The organism is Vibrio sp. A11 (assembly GCF_013048705.1).
Taxonomy (GTDB): domain Bacteria; phylum Pseudomonadota; class Gammaproteobacteria; order Enterobacterales; family Vibrionaceae; genus Vibrio; species Vibrio metschnikovii.
Genome location: NZ_VHSI01000010.1, coordinates 42,112 through 58,974 on the forward strand (window position 1 = coordinate 42,112; position 16,863 = coordinate 58,974).

General features: G+C 44.5%; 16 protein-coding genes and 1 tRNA gene. 9 read left to right on the forward strand and 8 right to left on the reverse strand.

All coding sequences use genetic code 11. The features are described 5' to 3' along the window. Window positions 1–104 precede the first annotated feature (104 nt). Window positions 105–980, forward strand: coding sequence for a TraB/GumN family protein (locus tag FKQ60_RS11685; protein WP_170906540.1), 876 nt, complete (start codon window positions 105–107; stop codon window positions 978–980). A gap of 37 nt (window positions 981–1,017) precedes the next feature. Here FKQ60_RS11685 and FKQ60_RS11690 read toward each other — a convergent pair. After that, window positions 1,018–1,094: transfer RNA gene (locus FKQ60_RS11690), tRNA-Pro, on the reverse strand. Between the two features lie 696 nt (window positions 1,095–1,790). Here FKQ60_RS11690 and smrA point away from each other — a divergent pair. Beyond that, window positions 1,791–2,369: a DNA endonuclease SmrA gene (smrA, locus tag FKQ60_RS11695; RefSeq protein ID WP_004394695.1), complete on the forward strand. Its 579-nt coding sequence runs from the start codon at window positions 1,791–1,793 to the stop codon at window positions 2,367–2,369. 82 nt (window positions 2,370–2,451) lie between these two features. Continuing rightward, window positions 2,452–3,450, forward strand: a complete 999-nt coding sequence (gene rluF / locus FKQ60_RS11700) for a 23S rRNA pseudouridine(2604) synthase RluF (protein WP_170906541.1) — start codon at window positions 2,452–2,454, stop codon at window positions 3,448–3,450. Window positions 3,451–3,523: 73 nt separating this feature from the next. Here rluF and upp read toward each other — a convergent pair whose 3' ends face one another. Next, window positions 3,524–4,150: a uracil phosphoribosyltransferase gene (upp, locus tag FKQ60_RS11705; RefSeq protein WP_004394693.1), complete on the reverse strand. Its 627-nt coding sequence runs from the start codon at window positions 4,148–4,150 to the stop codon at window positions 3,524–3,526. Between the two features lie 167 nt (window positions 4,151–4,317). Here upp and purM point away from each other — a divergent pair, with 167 nt between their 5' ends. Both purM and purN read left to right on the forward strand, forming a co-directional pair. Continuing rightward, the gene (purM, locus tag FKQ60_RS11710; RefSeq protein WP_170906542.1) at window positions 4,318–5,358 is read left to right on the forward strand and encodes a phosphoribosylformylglycinamidine cyclo-ligase; all 1,041 of its coding nucleotides are present in this window, start codon (window positions 4,318–4,320) and stop codon (window positions 5,356–5,358) included. A gap of 3 nt (window positions 5,359–5,361) precedes the next feature. Continuing rightward, a complete protein-coding gene (gene purN, locus FKQ60_RS11715) occupies window positions 5,362–6,000 on the forward strand; it encodes a phosphoribosylglycinamide formyltransferase (RefSeq protein ID WP_170906543.1) in 639 nt (212 codons plus the stop codon). 58 nt (window positions 6,001–6,058) lie between these two features. On the opposite strand, the gene FKQ60_RS11720 is transcribed toward purN, so the two are convergent. Beyond that, a complete protein-coding gene (locus tag FKQ60_RS11720) occupies window positions 6,059–6,904 on the reverse strand; it encodes a class II glutamine amidotransferase (protein WP_004394690.1) in 846 nt (281 codons plus the stop codon). Between the two features lie 65 nt (window positions 6,905–6,969). After that, complete coding sequence (gene lpcA, locus FKQ60_RS11725) at window positions 6,970–7,545, reverse strand: D-sedoheptulose 7-phosphate isomerase (protein WP_004394689.1); 576 nt, start codon at window positions 7,543–7,545, stop codon at window positions 6,970–6,972. A gap of 299 nt (window positions 7,546–7,844) precedes the next feature. Between lpcA and fadE the strand changes: the two genes are divergently transcribed. After that, entirely contained in the window at window positions 7,845–10,289 is a 2,445-nt protein-coding gene (fadE, locus tag FKQ60_RS11730; RefSeq protein WP_170906544.1) for an acyl-CoA dehydrogenase FadE, read from the forward strand. Between the two features lie 126 nt (window positions 10,290–10,415). Here fadE and FKQ60_RS11735 read toward each other — a convergent pair whose 3' ends face one another. Together FKQ60_RS11735 and dnaQ are read right to left on the reverse strand one after the other, a co-directional pair. Beyond that, window positions 10,416–11,669, reverse strand: coding sequence for a TIGR03503 family protein (locus tag FKQ60_RS11735; protein WP_158138801.1), 1,254 nt, complete (start codon window positions 11,667–11,669; stop codon window positions 10,416–10,418). An 8-nt stretch (window positions 11,670–11,677) separates the two neighbouring features. Beyond that, complete coding sequence (gene dnaQ / locus FKQ60_RS11740) at window positions 11,678–12,418, reverse strand: DNA polymerase III subunit epsilon (RefSeq protein WP_004394686.1); 741 nt, start codon at window positions 12,416–12,418, stop codon at window positions 11,678–11,680. Window positions 12,419–12,474: 56 nt separating this feature from the next. On the opposite strand from dnaQ, the gene rnhA reads away from it, so the two are divergent. After that, a complete protein-coding gene (rnhA, locus tag FKQ60_RS11745; RefSeq protein ID WP_170905100.1) occupies window positions 12,475–12,936 on the forward strand; it encodes a ribonuclease HI in 462 nt (153 codons plus the stop codon). A gap of 81 nt (window positions 12,937–13,017) precedes the next feature. Here the strand turns inward: rnhA and FKQ60_RS11750 are convergent, their stop codons facing one another. After that, window positions 13,018–13,752, reverse strand: coding sequence for a class I SAM-dependent methyltransferase (locus FKQ60_RS11750; RefSeq protein WP_158138803.1), 735 nt, complete (start codon window positions 13,750–13,752; stop codon window positions 13,018–13,020). Window positions 13,753–13,788: 36 nt separating this feature from the next. On the opposite strand from FKQ60_RS11750, the gene gloB reads away from it, so the two are divergent. Further along, the gene (gene gloB / locus FKQ60_RS11755) at window positions 13,789–14,547 is read left to right on the forward strand and encodes a hydroxyacylglutathione hydrolase (protein WP_170906545.1); all 759 of its coding nucleotides are present in this window, start codon (window positions 13,789–13,791) and stop codon (window positions 14,545–14,547) included. 72 nt (window positions 14,548–14,619) lie between these two features. Continuing rightward, on the forward strand, window positions 14,620–16,200 hold the full coding sequence (locus tag FKQ60_RS11760; RefSeq protein WP_154170363.1) for a LysM peptidoglycan-binding domain-containing protein: 1,581 nt from the start codon (window positions 14,620–14,622) through the stop codon (window positions 16,198–16,200). Between the two features lie 156 nt (window positions 16,201–16,356). Here the strand turns inward: FKQ60_RS11760 and FKQ60_RS11765 are convergent, their stop codons facing one another. After that, complete coding sequence (locus FKQ60_RS11765; protein ID WP_154170361.1) at window positions 16,357–16,782, reverse strand: phosphate-starvation-inducible PsiE family protein; 426 nt, start codon at window positions 16,780–16,782, stop codon at window positions 16,357–16,359. Window positions 16,783–16,863 lie beyond the last annotated feature (81 nt).

Here is a 16,863-nt window from a genome sequence, read left to right on the forward strand (position 1 = left end):
AAATAAAAGTAAATTTGTGATTAAGATCTTAAGTTTATAGTCATTCTGATTATGTTATTTACGCTAGAGTATCTCTTTAACTCAAGTTTAAGGTGAACGCTATTTTGTTGAATTCTCGATTACTCTCTTATTTAGCCATTTTTTTCGCCTTAGGCCTTCATGCTGAGCCACTCTACTGGCAAGCAACAAAAGGAAATTTGTCTTTTGATATCGTTGGGTCTATCCATGTGGGTAAATCATCCATGTACCCCTTGCCGAGCACTTTGTATGAACGCCTCGCAACCAGCAATGGTTTAATTATTGAAGTCGACCTAAGTGATTTGAAGGCTATTACCTATCCAATCCCTTCCGTAACCAGTCAACAAATACTGACCACACAACAATATCGTCAGTTGGATAATATGGCGCAACGACTCAAACAAAACACAGATAGATTGGCCAATCTTCCACCATGGAGTAGCGCACTACAACTGCAGTTTTTACATCTCCATCAGCTGGGTTATTCTGCAGAACAAGGGGTTGACCTACATTTTATTCGTCAAGCCAAGCAAATCGGTATAACGCTGCTTCCTTTAGAGACCGCACAATATCAAATCGATGTGTTAACGAATTTACCTAATGACGGACAAGAGCTATTGATAGCGCTACTCGATGAATGGGAAAACCAACACAGCATGACTGAATGTCTGCTCGAAAGCTGGCAAAGTGGCGATAGCGTAAAGCTAGAACAGCTTTTAAAACAGACGAAGATGTCAGCTGAGATGGAAAATTCACTGATTACCAAGCGCAATCATCAATGGGTAGATAAGCTAATTTCGCCAGACTTTCTTCCTTCATCATCTGGCCATTATCTCGTTGTCGTGGGGACACTTCATTTGGTGGGGAAAGATAATGTATTAACGTTATTGCAAGACCAAGGTTTTGATCTCATTCAACGCAATCAAAGCCAACAAGCAACTTGTTTTCCAGCTAAGCAATAACGAAAAAGCCCCAGCACAATGGCTGAGGCCTTAAATATGGTCGGTGAAGAGGGATTCGAACCCCCGACCCTCTGGTCCCAAACCAGATGCGCTACCAAGCTGCGCTATTCACCGAATTGATTTTTTACTTTAGATTAGCGAAAGAAGAAGCTCCTCTGGTCCGCTATTCCTAAACTCAGAGATGCACTACAAAGCTGTGCTAATCACTGAATTGATTTTTTACTTTAGATTAGCGAAAGAAGAAGCTCTTCTGGTCCGCTATTCCTAAACCCAGAGATGCGCGACCAAGCTGCGCTATTCACCGTTCTATGTTGGGTATGTTACCGATTCTTTTTTGTGAAGCAAGTCCTTTTCGACGCTTTTCAATTTTCCGGATGACGTTCGAACAAAACTTAAACAAAGCGAACAAAACGTGACTCAATGCACGCAAACTTAAACATAAATGCAACTAATTAACTACATTTGATCTAGATCAGCGTCAAAACTTGGGCAGGGTTTTAAGGTGTCAGGGTCTTTAAACACTTTGTGAGAAACAGAGACGTCAGACCTAAGTAACGACTGGGTAATGCTATCCGCTTAATCTACAGACGGTCAGCCTCAGGCTACTTTTAGCCAGTTTAGTGGTTTACAAAGTGATCAAGGACAAATCTCCTCACTAGATCGCTTAGCTTCGATTGTTAAATAGTCTCACGCTATGCACCGAAGTAGATAATTTGTCTACTTCGGTTTTTTTAATAACAAACTGATCAACGCTTTCTCTGCATCGGTATAATCAACTTACCAAGCCAATTGCGAATTTAAGGTGTGATGATGCCTAACGATGATTTAGAACTATTTCAGCAAATGATGGATGATGTGAAACCACTGGCTCACGATGTCGCACAACTTAACAAACCGCATACTATCACCGAAGCACAACTCGCCAAACGCCAAGCAGCCATCACGTTATCGACGCAAGAACCGGATTATCTTTCCATCGATTGCGCCGCCATGCTCAAACCTGATGACATCATTGAATATAAAAAAGCAGGTATTCAGGATGGGGTGTATAAGAAACTCCGCTTAGGTAAATACCCCTTACAAGCACGACTAGACTTACATCGAAAAACCCTCAAACAAGCTCGCGACGAAGTGATTCACTTTATCGCTCAATGCATAAAAATGGACTTGCGAACCGTGCTCATCGTCCATGGTCGAGGGGAGCGCTCTACCCCACAAGCGTTAATGAAAAGCTTTGTCGCCAGCTGGTTAACTCAAATTGATGAAGTACAATGCGCGCATAGTGCACAACGCTTTCACGGTGGAAGTGGTGCGGTTTATCTGCTGTTAAAGAAAAGTAAAAATCAGAAAAGTGAGAATCGAGAACGCCATCAAAAACGGCTTGGTTAAAGTGCAATAACTGGTAAAATGCTCCGTTCATCTACTTCATTTCATTTTTTCACCATTCCGTTGAGAAACGTCAGGAGTTTTCATGTCATCGTTAACCGAAAAACGCTTAAATAAATACATTAGTGAAACGGGCTTTTGTTCGCGCCGTGAGGCCGACAAACTGATTGAGCAAGGTCGTGTAACCATTAATGGGCAACTGCCACCAATGGGCAGCAAAGTCACTGAACACGACCAAGTATGCATTGATGGCAAACCGGTCGGCTATAAAGAAAAACCGATTTATATTGCGTTAAATAAACCGACTGGCATCACCTGTACCACCGAACGAGATGTCCCTGGTAATATTGTCGATTTTATTGGACACAATAAACGTATATTCCCCATCGGTCGCCTCGATAAACCCTCTGATGGGTTGATTTTTTTGACTAATGACGGTGATATCGTTAATAAAATTTTACGTGCCGGTAATAACCACGAAAAGGAATACGTGGTACGGGTCAATAAACCGATTAGTGCAGAATTTATTCGTCAAATGTCTGCGGGGGTCAATATTCTTGATACCGTCACCCTACCGTGTAAAGTGGTTCAAGAGACCCAGTACTCATTTAGAATTATCCTTACCCAAGGATTAAATAGACAAATTCGTCGCATGTGTGAAGCACTGGGTTATGAAGTGTTTAAACTACGTCGTGTACGTATTATGAACATCACACTAGATGGCATACCGAATGGTCAATGGCGTTATTTAACCGATGCCGAAGTCAATGAGATCCTCGCGATGTGCGAAAGCTCAGTCAGTACTGAAGAGGCATCAAAAACCGATAGTTCAGGTAAACAGATCCGCAAAGCCACCGATGCAAAATTGTTTGATAGTCGATTGGCGCAATCCAAAACCACCTCCGAAGCTCCCCACAAAACTTATCAGGGGCGTCAAGCCCATGAGTTTCGTCATGCGCCAAATTCAAAAAAAGGGCGAGAACAGCGCCAGCAGCACGGCGACGTTAAACGTAACGACAATACTGCTCGTTCTGCACGCCGTAATCCAACCCGAAAAGCCGGCACGCTGAGCTTGAAAAAATAGCAGACCTTGAAACATGATGAGGAGCCAAGGCTCCTCATCATGTTTGTATCACTTAGCGAATTAAAAAACGCCGTTATTTAGTACCAAAAATCTTATCGCCAGCATCTCCCAAACCAGGCACGATGTAGCCTTTGTCATTGAGTTTCTCATCAATGGCGGCGGTGTAAAGTTCAACATCTGGATGCACTTTTTTCAGTGCTTCAATGCCTTCTGGCGCTGCGACCAAGACTAGCACTTTTATTTGATTACATCCTTTCTCTTTTAGAAGATCAATCGTTGCAATCATCGAGCCACCAGTCGCCAACATAGGGTCAACCACCAGCGCAATACGCTCTTCAATGTTCGATGCCAGTTTATTAAAGTAAGGCACTGGCTCAAGTGTTTCTTCATCACGGTAGATGCCGACAACACTGATTCTTGCGCTAGGAATATGCTCTAGTACCCCATCCATCATACCAAGGCCCGCACGTAGAATCGGGACAACCGTGACCTTTTTGCCTTTAATTTGATCAACAGCAACAGGACCATCCCAGCCTTCAATCGTCACTTTTTCTGTCTCAAAATCTGAAGTCGCTTCATAAGTTAATAAACTGGCAACCTCAGTCGCTAGCTCACGAAAACGTTTAGTGCTGATATCACCTTCTCGCATTAAACCCAGTTTATGTTTGACTAGAGGGTGTTTCACTTCAACAACTTTCATTTTCATCTCCGGCATAATTTAAATAAACTTTTCGATTATACACGCATTTCTACCTATTTTAAGCGTTTAAATCTGGATAAAAAAACTGACGCAAACGTTTTCTTTTTTGATTTAAGCCCTGTAGAATAGCGGCGTTTTCATATCCAATTAGATCGAGGACTTCCCCCGTGAGCGGTAACAACACTTCTCTTAGCTACAAAGATGCCGGTGTAGATATTGATGCAGGCAACGCACTGGTTGAACGAATTAAAGGCGCAGTAAAGCGTACTCGTCGTCCTGAAGTTATGGGTGGCCTTGGCGGCTTTGGTGCCCTGTGTGAACTTCCAAGTAAATACAAGCATCCGGTTTTGGTTTCTGGGACCGATGGCGTAGGGACAAAACTACGCTTAGCTTTGGATATGAAAAAACACGACACCATCGGCATCGATTTAGTGGCGATGTGCGTCAATGATTTGATCGTACAAGGTGCAGAACCGCTGTTTTTCCTTGATTACTATGCGACCGGAAAACTGGACGTCGATACAGCAGCGGATGTCGTCTCTGGGATTGCCGATGGCTGTGTCCAAGCGGGATGCGCGTTAATCGGCGGAGAAACAGCAGAGATGCCGGGAATGTACGAAGGCGAAGACTATGACGTCGCTGGGTTCTGTGTCGGTGTGGTTGAGAAAGAAGCGATTATCGATGGTTCCAAAGTGGCCGTGGGTGATGCACTCATCGCTGTCGGTTCCAGTGGTCCTCACTCTAATGGCTACTCACTAATCCGTAAAATTCTTGAAGTCTCGGGCGCTGATAAGAATGAACAATTGGCTGGTAAAACCATCGGTGAACATTTACTTGAACCAACCCGAATTTATATAAAATCTGGCTTAAAGCTGATTGCTGAACATGATATTCACGCTATTTCTCATATTACTGGCGGCGGTTTCTGGGAAAACATCCCACGAGTATTACCGCAAGGAACTAAAGCGGTGATTGATGGTAGCAGTTGGCAATGGCCAGCGATTTTCACTTGGCTACAAGAGAAAGGCAATGTAGCAACGCGTGAAATGTATCGTACGTTCAACTGTGGCGTCGGCTTAGTGATTGCCCTACCTCAAGCCCAAGCTCAAGGGGCGGTTGAGCTGCTACAGCAAGCAGGTGAAACGGCATGGGTTATCGGTCAGATTGCTCAAGCACAAACCAATGAAGAGCAAGTAGAGATCAAATAATTCATGAAAAGTATTGTTGTTTTAGTTTCAGGAAATGGTTCTAATTTACAAGCGATCATCGATGCTTGTGAGACAAGTATCCATAATGGCAAAGTAACGGCTGTTTTTTCAAACAAAGCAACAGCATACGCTTTAGAGCGAGCAAAAAAAGCGGGAGCCGCAGCACATTTTGTTGATCCTAAGGCCTATGAAACTCGTGATGCATTTGACGCTGATTTAATGAAGTGGATGGATGAATATGCGCCAGATTTAGTGGTACTCGCTGGCTATATGCGTATCTTAAGTAGTGATTTTGTTCGCCATTATTTTGGTCGGATGATCAATATCCATCCCTCATTACTGCCTAAGTACCCAGGGTTAAACACTTATCAAAGAGCGATTCATGCTGGCGATGAAGAACACGGTACTAGCGTCCACTTTGTTACTGAGCAATTGGATGGCGGTCCGGTGATTTTACAAGCCAAAGTGCCTATTTTTGATAACGATACGGTAGAAAGCCTGACTGCTCGAGTACAATCTCAGGAATATCGTATCTATCCCTTAGTCGTACAGTGGTTTGTCGAAGGACGCTTAACCATGACGAATAGCAAAGCCCTTTTGGATGGTCATATTTTAGGGATTCATGGCTACGCGGATCAGTAGCTCACGCCACGACATAACCAAGGGGAGTATCAACTCCCCTTGGTATTAATGAAACTCTTTAGCCTAACGGTTCAGTCGGGGCCTGATTACCCGGCTTGGCTTGGGCAAAGGCGACCGCAGTCAATTGGTCAACATTCGTCGCCACTCGCTCACCTAAGTGGAACAAATTAAACTCGCCTGGCTTCATACGTTGCCATATTTCATTTCCTGTCAAAGGTTGAGTAGCAATCACCGAGACTACATCATTAGGCGTCGTCTCTTCTTGAAAATTCACTTCAACATCTTCATCAATCAATGCTGCATGACCAAAGGGGGCACGACGAGTGATCCAGTACAGATGGTTAGTACAATAACTCATCAGATAATCGCCATCAGACAAAAGCATATTAAATACGCCTTTATCACGCAGTTGATCGCATAATTGACTCACATACTGGAAAACCGACAGCATATTGTCGGGGATCTGCGGGTAACGCTGCTCTAACTTATCCAGTAACCAACAAAATGCCGCTTCACTATCAGTTTGACCAACCGGGCGATGACGCCCTTGCGCCAAACGCTGATAATCAACCAGTTGACCATTATGCGCAAAAGTCCAATATCGCCCCCATAATTCACGCGTGAACGGGTGGGTATTTTCTAAGTTAACCGCCCCACGATTCGCTTGACGAATATGGCTAATCACTGCACAACTTTTTATCGGATAGTTCTGCACCAACTGAGCGATTTGTGACTGACAACTGGGCGCTGGATCTTTAAACGTCCGAAAACCACGACCTTCATAAAAGGTTATCCCCCATCCATCACGATGGGGACCCGTTTTACCGCCGCGTTGCATTAAACCCGTAAAGCTAAAGCAGATATCGGTCGGAACATTGGCACTCATACCGAGTAATTCACACATGGTTTATATCACTCCTAATAAACCCTCGGCGATTAGATTCACTCTCAGCAAATCCATCGTTCGATTTATGCCATCTCTTTTTCAATCAGTTGGATAACAATGTGAATGATTTTAATGTGCACCTCTTGGATGCGATCAGCATAACCAAAATGTGGAACGCGAATTTCTACATCAGCAAGGCCAGCCATTTTTCCACCATCTTTTCCGGTGAGGGCTATCGTCTTCATCCCTTTCGCCTTCGCCGCTTCAATCGCTTTTAAAATGTTGCCTGAATTACCTGAAGTAGAAAGACCAAACAGCACGTCGCCTTTGCTTCCCACGGCTTCTACGTAGCGCGAAAAAACGTAGTCATAACCAAAATCATTACTTACACAAGAAAGATGGCTGGGATCTGAAATCGCAATTCCAGGATAACCCGGACGATTGTCACGATAACGACCCGTTAACTCTTCAGCAAAATGCATCGCATCACAATGCGAGCCGCCATTACCACAAGACAGTACTTTCCCCCCCTGTTTAAAAGAATCAGCAATCATTTTTGCTGCAGCTTCAATTTGCGCAATATTGTGATCATCGCTTAAAAAGGCATTCAATACTTCGGCGGCTTCATTAAGTTCACTGCGAATTAAATCATGATACATAATCTGGTCTCTTGGTTATTCTGCTGACAGGTAAGTTTCAATTAGGGAAACTCAGGTATGTCATTGAGTTTACCCAAACGAGATTCTCTGTCGAGAGTCTGTTCTCAACAAATTGACCGAATCCGATGATATTTTCTATGCAAAATTGACGCTTGACGCACAATTTGCAGTTTTCTTTTCACTGAGATCACTTTTTGACCGGTTTGATGTTTTACATTTCATTAATATATTGATTACAATCATACTGGTTAGACCACTTCACCCATCAGGTCTCATTGAGTCTGTAAAAGGAAATAATTATGGATATCTTGCTCTCTGCACTCGGCATATTGCTGGTATTAAGCGCTTGCTTATACCATCGTACGTCGCTATTTACTGGATTAGTCGCTTTAACCCTAACCATGTTTGGCTTAACCTTGTTTGGCCCGATTGGTTTCTTTGGCTGGGTTATCTATCTAGCGGCAGTCGCTATTTTTGCCGTTCCATCCGTTCGCCAAAGCTTAATCAGCGGGAAAGCTCTACGGGTTTTTAAAAAAGTATTACCTGCCATGTCACAAACGGAAAAAGAAGCACTCGAAGCGGGTACCGTGTGGTGGGAAGCCGAGCTGTTTAAAGGTAAACCAGACTGGCAGCAACTGAAAAATATCAAAGCTCCAACACTGAGTGCCGAAGAACAGGCTTTCCTTGATGGCCCAGTTAACGAAGTCTGCGCGATGGTGAATGACTATCAAGTCACTCACGAGTTGGCCGACTTACCCCCTGAAGTCTGGCAATATCTGAAAGATCATAAATTTTTTGCGATGATCATTAAGAAAAAATACGGCGGTTTAGAATTTTCAGCTTATGCACAATCTCTGGTACTGCAAAAATTAACCGGTGTCTCTGGAGTGCTTTCCTCCACCGTTGGTGTTCCAAACTCTTTAGGCCCAGGTGAGCTGTTGCAACATTATGGTACTCAAGAGCAGAAAGACTACTATTTACCTCGCCTCGCGGAAGGTAAAGAGATCCCCTGTTTTGCACTCACTAGCCCAGAAGCGGGATCGGATGCTGGATCTATTCCTGATTTTGGCGTGGTCTGCAAAGGCGAATGGGAAGGGAAAGAAGTGCTTGGTATGCGTCTCACCTGGAACAAGCGTTATATCACTTTAGCCCCCGTCGCTACCGTACTTGGCTTAGCTTTTAAACTGCGAGATCCTGATGGTCTACTAGGGGATACGCCTGAGCTGGGCATCACCTGTGCTTTGATACCCACTCACTTAAAAGGGGTTGAGATTGGTAATCGTCATTTCCCGCTCAATGTGCCTTTCCAAAATGGTCCAACCCGAGCGACCGATCTTTTTGTTCCCCTTGATTTCATCATTGGTGGGCCAAAAATGGCTGGGCAAGGCTGGCGTATGCTCGTTGAGTGTTTATCGGTTGGTCGTGGTATTACTCTTCCCTCCAACTCAACGGGAGGCCTAAAAACCGCCGCCCTAGCAACCGGAGCTTATGCGCGTATTCGCCGTCAGTTCAAGCAACCGATTGGTCAAATGGAAGGTATTGAAGAACCACTCGCGCGTTTAGGGGGCAACGCTTATGTGATGGATGCAGCGAGTAATTTAACCGTAGCAGGCATCGATTTAGGCGAAAAACCGTCCGTTATTTCAGCGATAGTGAAGTACCACTGTACTCATCGTGGTCAACGTTCAATTATTGATGCGATGGACATCGTCGGCGGAAAAGGGATCTGCTTAGGCCCAGCCAACTTTTTAGCGCGTGGTTACCAAGGTTCACCGATTGCCATTACCGTTGAAGGGGCGAATATTTTAACTCGTTCCATGATCATCTTTGGTCAGGGAGCCATTCGCTGCCATCCTTATGTACTAAAAGAGATGGAAGCCGCTTACTCAGACCGTTCAGACGCTGTAGAGCAGTTTGACCAAGCTCTCGCTGGCCATGTTTCCTTTACTTTAAGTAACCTGGTGCGCAGTATTTGGTTTGGGATTACCGATGGCTATGGCTCGGCAGCGCCAAGCAAAGGCCCCACCAAGCGTTATTACCAAAAACTTAATCGTTACAGTGCCAACTTAGCATTACTGGCCGACATTTCGATGGCGGTATTGGGTGGTTCACTCAAACGTAGAGAGCGCTTATCCGCCCGCCTTGGAGACATATTAAGTCAATTGTACTTAAGCTCTGCGACTCTAAAACGCTTTGAAAATGATGGACGACCAAGTGAAGATTTACCATTCGTTCATTGGGGACTTCAAGATAGTTTGAAGCAAACTGAATTAGCGATTGATGAGTTCTTAGCTAACTTCCCTAATCCTGTTATTGGTAAGTTGCTTCGCGTTCTGATTATGCCTATTGGACGAGTTCGCAAAGCGCCCAATGACCATTTGGATAGTCAGGTTGCTCAGATCTTACAAACCCCTAGTGCTGCACGTTCACGCTTAGGACGTAATCAATACTTACTGCCAACCGAACACAACCCAGCAGGTAAGATAGAACAAGCGTTGAGTATTATTCTCCAAGCTGAGCCAATCTTTACTAAGATGTGTGACGCGCTCAATCAGCGTCGCCCTTTTACTCAGTTGGATCAGCTAGCGAAAATCGGATTAGAGAAGCAGTTGCTTACTCAGTGGGAAGCAGATCTATTGATTGAAGCTGAGGCCCATCGCCTATACACGATTAACGTTGATGATTTTGACCCGCAGGAACTTGCAGCAAAAAAGTCTCACCCCAAACTCGAAGAAGTCGCGTAACTTCAAACGAGAAAAAGGGGACCACTCAATCAGAAAAAACGAGCGTTTAGCGTTTGCTCAATAAACAAAAAAGGAGGCTTGCCTCCTTTTTTGTTGCGGTTATTTTCTTTTCTTCACTATTATGGTTTACGGTTTTTTCGGAATATTTAGATTCATCTCTTGTATAGCTACCGCTTTCGCTTTCAGCTTACGACGAATAAACCACCCTGCAAGCGCAACAATAATAACGAAAAGATTACCCAAAATAATGTACATCATCGTACGGCGGCGAGCTTGCTCTCGCATATGTTGAATGAGCTTTTCTTGCTCTAAACGACGAAGATTTTCTAACTCAGCTTCTTGCATACGCCGAGTCGTCGCTAAATCAATTTCACTGACCACCCCATAGGTTTGCTCTCGAATGGGGAAGATGAGTGGTCTTTGGGTTGCTAAATCCGTCGCATAAACTTGCCCATTCCACGCAAAATTACCAAATTGCTTCTCATTAGGAACCATTAGAACAACGCCTAAACCAGAGGGGTCGGCTTGCCCTTGGGCAAGAAATGGCGGTTGTCCTAACTCTCGATGCTCGATATGCGCAACCATAGAACCAGGCTCTATCATGCCTCGTTCACCATTAAAACTAATTTGATGAGCAACACCTTGAGTTCGTGACTGAATAAAGGTGGCCACAACTGGAGCGGGATAAACCAAAATTACCTGTTCTTGAGCACGTAAAAAGACACCATTGCCCGAAGTGATGCGCACACGGTACTTACCCGGTTCAGGAGTTATCGGTAAAGCGACGGTAAAAACACCATCACCCGGCTTTTCATCTAATCCTCGACCATCATCGGTAAATTGCCCAATTACTTCGGGAATTGGACGCATTTCTTGAGGTAACTGTTGTTCATCGTCGACATAACGAGTAAAGGTCACGGTAAGCTTAACCCGATCAAGGAAATCTCTTAATAACAGCGGCTCGCCGTCCGAGGTTAAACGCGCGGTAAATTTAATTGTTTCATCTTGATATAAGCGATGCGGTAATTGATCAGTTTCCAATTGCAAATGCGAAATCAAACGCACGTGGTTATTGGGCGAAATCTGGCCTATAGCTTGCCACGGCCCCGGCATCGGTTTATCAATCGAAACGATATCCATTGATGACTCTTGATACCATCGAACGTAATCAGGGTGACGAGAAGCATAATACTTAAAACCGTCTGGGCGAACTAATACCACAGGACGGGAGTTTTGCTCTCGATAAATGACAAAGGTGATTTGTGAAATCGTAGGATCCACCCGAAAACGGTTATCAAGCAAGGTAAGCGATGATTCATTGCTGGCAAAACTTCCTATACTGCATAACAAACTCAGTATCACTATTCCTAGCCGTAACATACTCTCTCCTACTGACGCCAGAGGCAAATTCCACTTTTTTCAACCACATCCAAACGTTGTTGGTGAGCTTCTATTTCATCGGCCGATGCACGTAAAACCTTAAGGTTTTTCCTCTCACCTTGTACGCGCTGCACAAAACTCCCAGCCGGCTCGCCACTTTGTGAACTAGCAGAAAACTGTAATGAAGTCTGCCCACCAGTCATTAATAAATAAACATCAGCGAGGATTTCCGCATCGAGCAAAGCGCCGTGCAAGGTTCGATGTGAATTATCTATCCCATAGCGATCACAAAGAATATCGAGGTTATTGCGCTTACCGGGGAAGATTTTCTTCGCCATCGCCAAGGTATCGGTAATTTTGCAATACTGCTCAGTTTTGCCAATCGCAGGGTTGACTTTGGCGAACTCATAATCCATAAAGCCGACGTCAAATGACGCGTTATGAGCCACTAACTCCGCCCCTTTGATAAAGTCTAAAAACTCCTGATGGACTTCTTTATATTGCGGCTTATCGACTAAGAAGGCATCGGTAATACCATGAACTTCAATTGCTTGCGGTTGAATCTCACGATCTGGTTTTAAATAAACATGGAAATGCCGTCCGGTTAATTTCCGATCGATAATTTCAACCGCGCCGATCTCAATGATCCGATGGCCTTCATAATGAGGTCCGCCTTCAAAGTTCATACCTGTCGTTTCGGTATCAAGTACCACAATACGATTGTGTTGCGAATTGCTGCTAGTATTCATAAGGATATCTATGTCAGACTATGCCAATTGTGTGAATAATCCAATAGTATCAAATCATGAACAAACAAGTGGAAATTTTCACTGATGGGTCGTGTTTAGGCAATCCTGGCCCGGGTGGCTATGGCGTAGTGTTACGCTATAAAAAAACTGAAAAGACCTTATCGAAGGGCTATCGCCTCACCACCAATAATCGAATGGAAATGCTCGCGGCGGTCATCGCTCTACAAAGCTTAAAAGAGCCCTGCGATGTCATCCTAACCACCGACAGCCAATATGTTCGTCAAGGCATCACTCAATGGATTCATAACTGGAAACAACGAGGCTGGAAAACGGCGGATAAAAAACCAGTGAAAAATGCCGACTTATGGCAAGCCTTAGAAAAAGAAACCGAGCGACATCAGGTCGATTGGCGCTGGGTAAAAGGGCATGCCGGTCACCGTGAAAATGAAATGTGTGATCAATTGGCACGTAGCGCGGCGGAAAACCCAACGGAAGACGATGTCGGTTATCAACCCTAAATTCATGACTATTAAGTCAACTTAGAATGGCACATAGGCTCGCTATCGTCTGGTTCAACCAGCGCTTGGAAATATCATCAACTATTGATCTTCTGACTTGACCCGATAGTTAAAACCAACTGGCGAAAAACGTCGCTTCAAACGCCAGTGTGGTTTAATGGGTTTAAGTGGATAAGTTCGCTTGCGAGCCACAATAAAATATAAGCTTCCTAACGGACTTGCCCAGCCACCCATCGCATTTTCTAACCAGGCCCAAAGCGGACGATATTTCTGCATCGGAAAAAGCGCGTATTGATCACATTCTAAAACTTGATAGTTCAGCACACTGAGCCAATCTTTAATGCGGCTCGAAGTAAACATACGCCCACTCCAAGGAAGGTTATGTTTACGCCAAGGCATCATACTGGCAAGGCCAGTTAAACTGATCGGATTAAAACCAGTAATAATCACATAACCGTCATCAATCAATACTCGGTCAACTTCACGCAAGATACGGTGCGGGTCGTTACAGTAATCTAATTGATGGGCAATAATCGCAACATCAATGCTCTTTTCTAAAAAGGGTAAATCATAAGCATCAGCGATGACCGTATGGAGCGGATTATGGATATCCAGATGGACTTGGTGTTGAATAGTACAATTACCGCTGGACAGCTCACAGCTCAAACCGCCCAATTTTAGCATGTGATAACCGAAAAGCTTTGGACACCACTCGTCAAGCCGGGTTTGAATAGACTCACACACCCACTGGCCATTTTTTAGTTGGGACCAAGAGTGAGGACTCTCAATTTTTTTTTGACTGCGTGCTGGTTTCATTGCTAAATCGCTTTACCACGTGACTGGAGATAACTCATGTTACACATCAAAAGCATACCCGCATTTAACGACAATTACATCTGGCTGATTGAAAATCGCGATCGCCGTTGTGCGGTGGTCGATCCGGGGGATGCTCAACCTGTTTTAGCTTACCTACGACAGCAGGAATTAACCTTAGAAGCCATTCTGATCACCCATCATCATCATGATCATATCGGTGGCGTCGCCGAATTAGTCCGCCAATATCCTCATGTGGATGTTGTGGGGCCAGCTCAAGAACCCATTCCCACCCTCACTCATCCCGTTGAAGATGGTGATCAAATTGAATTATTTGACGAACGTTTTATGGTCTTAGGGCTTCCTGGACACACTTTAGGCCACATTGGTTATGTTGGTGACAGTAAGCTTTTTTGTGGCGATGTGCTGTTTTCTGCAGGCTGTGGGCGGGTATTTGAAGGCACGATGGAACAAATGTTTTCCTCACTCAATAAATTATTAGCATTACCTGAGGAAACCGAAATCTATTGCGCTCATGAATACACCGCCAGTAACGTCGCTTTTGCGATGGCCGTTGAACCTGATAACGAACAGTTACAAATTTATCGCGACACCGTGATTCGCATGCGTGCACAAGGTCAAGCTACACTCCCCACCACCTTACAACGTGAAAAATGGGTCAATCCCTTCTTGCGTACCGGGGTTCCGAGCGTGATTAAGTCAGTAGCCAATCGTACTGAACAACATGATCCACTCGCTATTTTTAGCGCTTTACGTGAGTGGAAGAATGAATTTTAACGATTTGCTACTTGTCATCCGCTTAATACGACAAGTATTATCAGCAGCCAATTTATGACAAGGCTGTGTGATATGCGAGTACAATTCAGCTGGGTAATTGCACTGCTATTAGCAGGTTGCCAGCTTACCCAGCCAGAGATCGAGACCAGTTCAGAAACCAATCAACGCAAGGTAAAGCCAACCGATCAGCAGGTTCAAGTACAAAAGTCACCCAAAAAAACCGCTAAACCTCACGTCGTGGCGCCTAAAATTGACGTCCGCTCACCACAAGAGCAAGAGGATGTCTGGCAACGTATCGCGATGCAGCTAAGCATGCCGATTGCTGACGATCCTACGGTCGATTATTACCGTAACTGGTATCTCAATCATCCCAATCATCTCGCCACTGTTGCCAAACGTGCCGAACCGTTTCTGTACTTAATTACTGAAAAGATTGAACAACGCGAACTGCCGTTAGAGCTCGCTTTACTGCCAATCGTAGAAAGCTCCTTTGATGCCTTTGCTTACTCTCATGGCCAAGCCGCAGGGCTATGGCAGTTCGTACCAGCGACGGGCAACATGTTTGGTTTGGAGCAAAATTTTTGGTATGACGGCCGTCGAGATGTGGTTGCCGCCACTGATGCTGCGCTCGAATATTTAACCCGTTTGAATCAGCGTTTTGACGGCGACTGGTATTTGGCCATTGCGGCCTATAATAGTGGTGGTGGCCGGGTCTCGAGTGCAATAAGAAAAAATACTCGACTCGGTAAAGAGACCGACTTCTTCTCTTTAGATCTGCCCAAAGAAACCAGCAGTTATGTGCCTAAACTTCTCGCACTGGCAGATATTGTCGCCAATCAAGAACAGTATGGGATTTCCATTCCTAGTATTAGTAATCAACCCGTATTAGCCTTGGTTGATCCTCAAGAGCAGTTAGATTTAGCTATCGCGGCCAATTATGCGGGGATCAGCGTTAAAGAGTTACAAAGTTACAACCCTGCCTATAATCAATGGGCGACCGCCCCAGAAGGCCCACATCAACTGTTAATACCCGTCGATAGAGTCGATGAGTTTAGTGAACAAGTTGAATCAAACCGTGGTCAAGGGATGAAGTTGGTTCGCTATCAAGTACAAGCCGGCGATAGCTTGAGTGTGATTGCTCAGCGGCATAATACCACCACGCAAATCATTCAAACCGCTAATAACCTCACTAGCCATACCATTCGTGTCGGACAACATTTAATGATCCCAACCTCTGTCACCGATGAAGAGGCTTATGCATTAAGTGCTAATAATCGCCTAGCAAGAACACAGTCGTTAGCACGAGGTCAATACCAACTTAACCACACCGTACGCAGTGGGGAAAGCCTATGGACCATTGCTCGCGCGCACAATGTCTCTTACCAAGCTTTGGCGCGTTGGAATGCGATGAGCCCGCAAGATACGCTACGAGTCGGTCAACAACTGGTCATTTGGAAACAAAGTAGTGAAGGCGCAATTATTCGCACTGTGTTTTATCAAGTACGCAGTGGCGATACCTTAAGCGATATCGCTTCGCGTTTTAAAGTCAACACCCAAGATATCGTCAAGTGGAATGAGCTTGCGAATCAACGATATCTACAACCGGGACAACGCTTAAAACTGTACGTGGATGTAACGCAAGTAAGCGTGTGAATGGGTTCAGAGAGTGATACGTAACGTATCACTCTTTTTTTGTTGATTAAAAAGACAAACACTTACCTTGTGATGATTGACCCCAAAATAGAAACCTTGGTGTCAACCAGCCTACTTCGAGTATCGATAACTTTCTCATCAGCTGTGCTAAATTAACTACTCGTCTTTATCTTGAGTATGCCTATCAACGTACGGCCAATAGTGATGTCCTGCACGAATGAGCAGCGTCGCTGCCGCTAAAATAAATGCCGCGAAAGAGAGCCAAACAACGGGGACTGCATCCAAATCTTTCATACCGAGGGTAATATAGCGGGCGATGGCCATCATCGCGATGTAGATAGGATAACGCACAGGAATTTTGCCATTAACCACAAATTGCTGCACCATCGCCAACACTTCGAGATAAATAAACATCAACAGAATATCGGTCAGTAATACTTGTTTTTCAACAAAAACATGTATGAACTCGTGTCCAATTGCATATACCGTTGCCAAAGTAATAGCAATAAGTAGTACCGCTTCCAGTAGATGAAACATTTTTAAAAATGGACGGCTAAACGATTTAGGTAAATTTGACGGCATAGTGGCTTATCCAAGCAAATCAAAATAGGTAGGTGTTGAGTTTATCATTCCTAAGCGCAGATTGATTAAGGGATTAGAGAA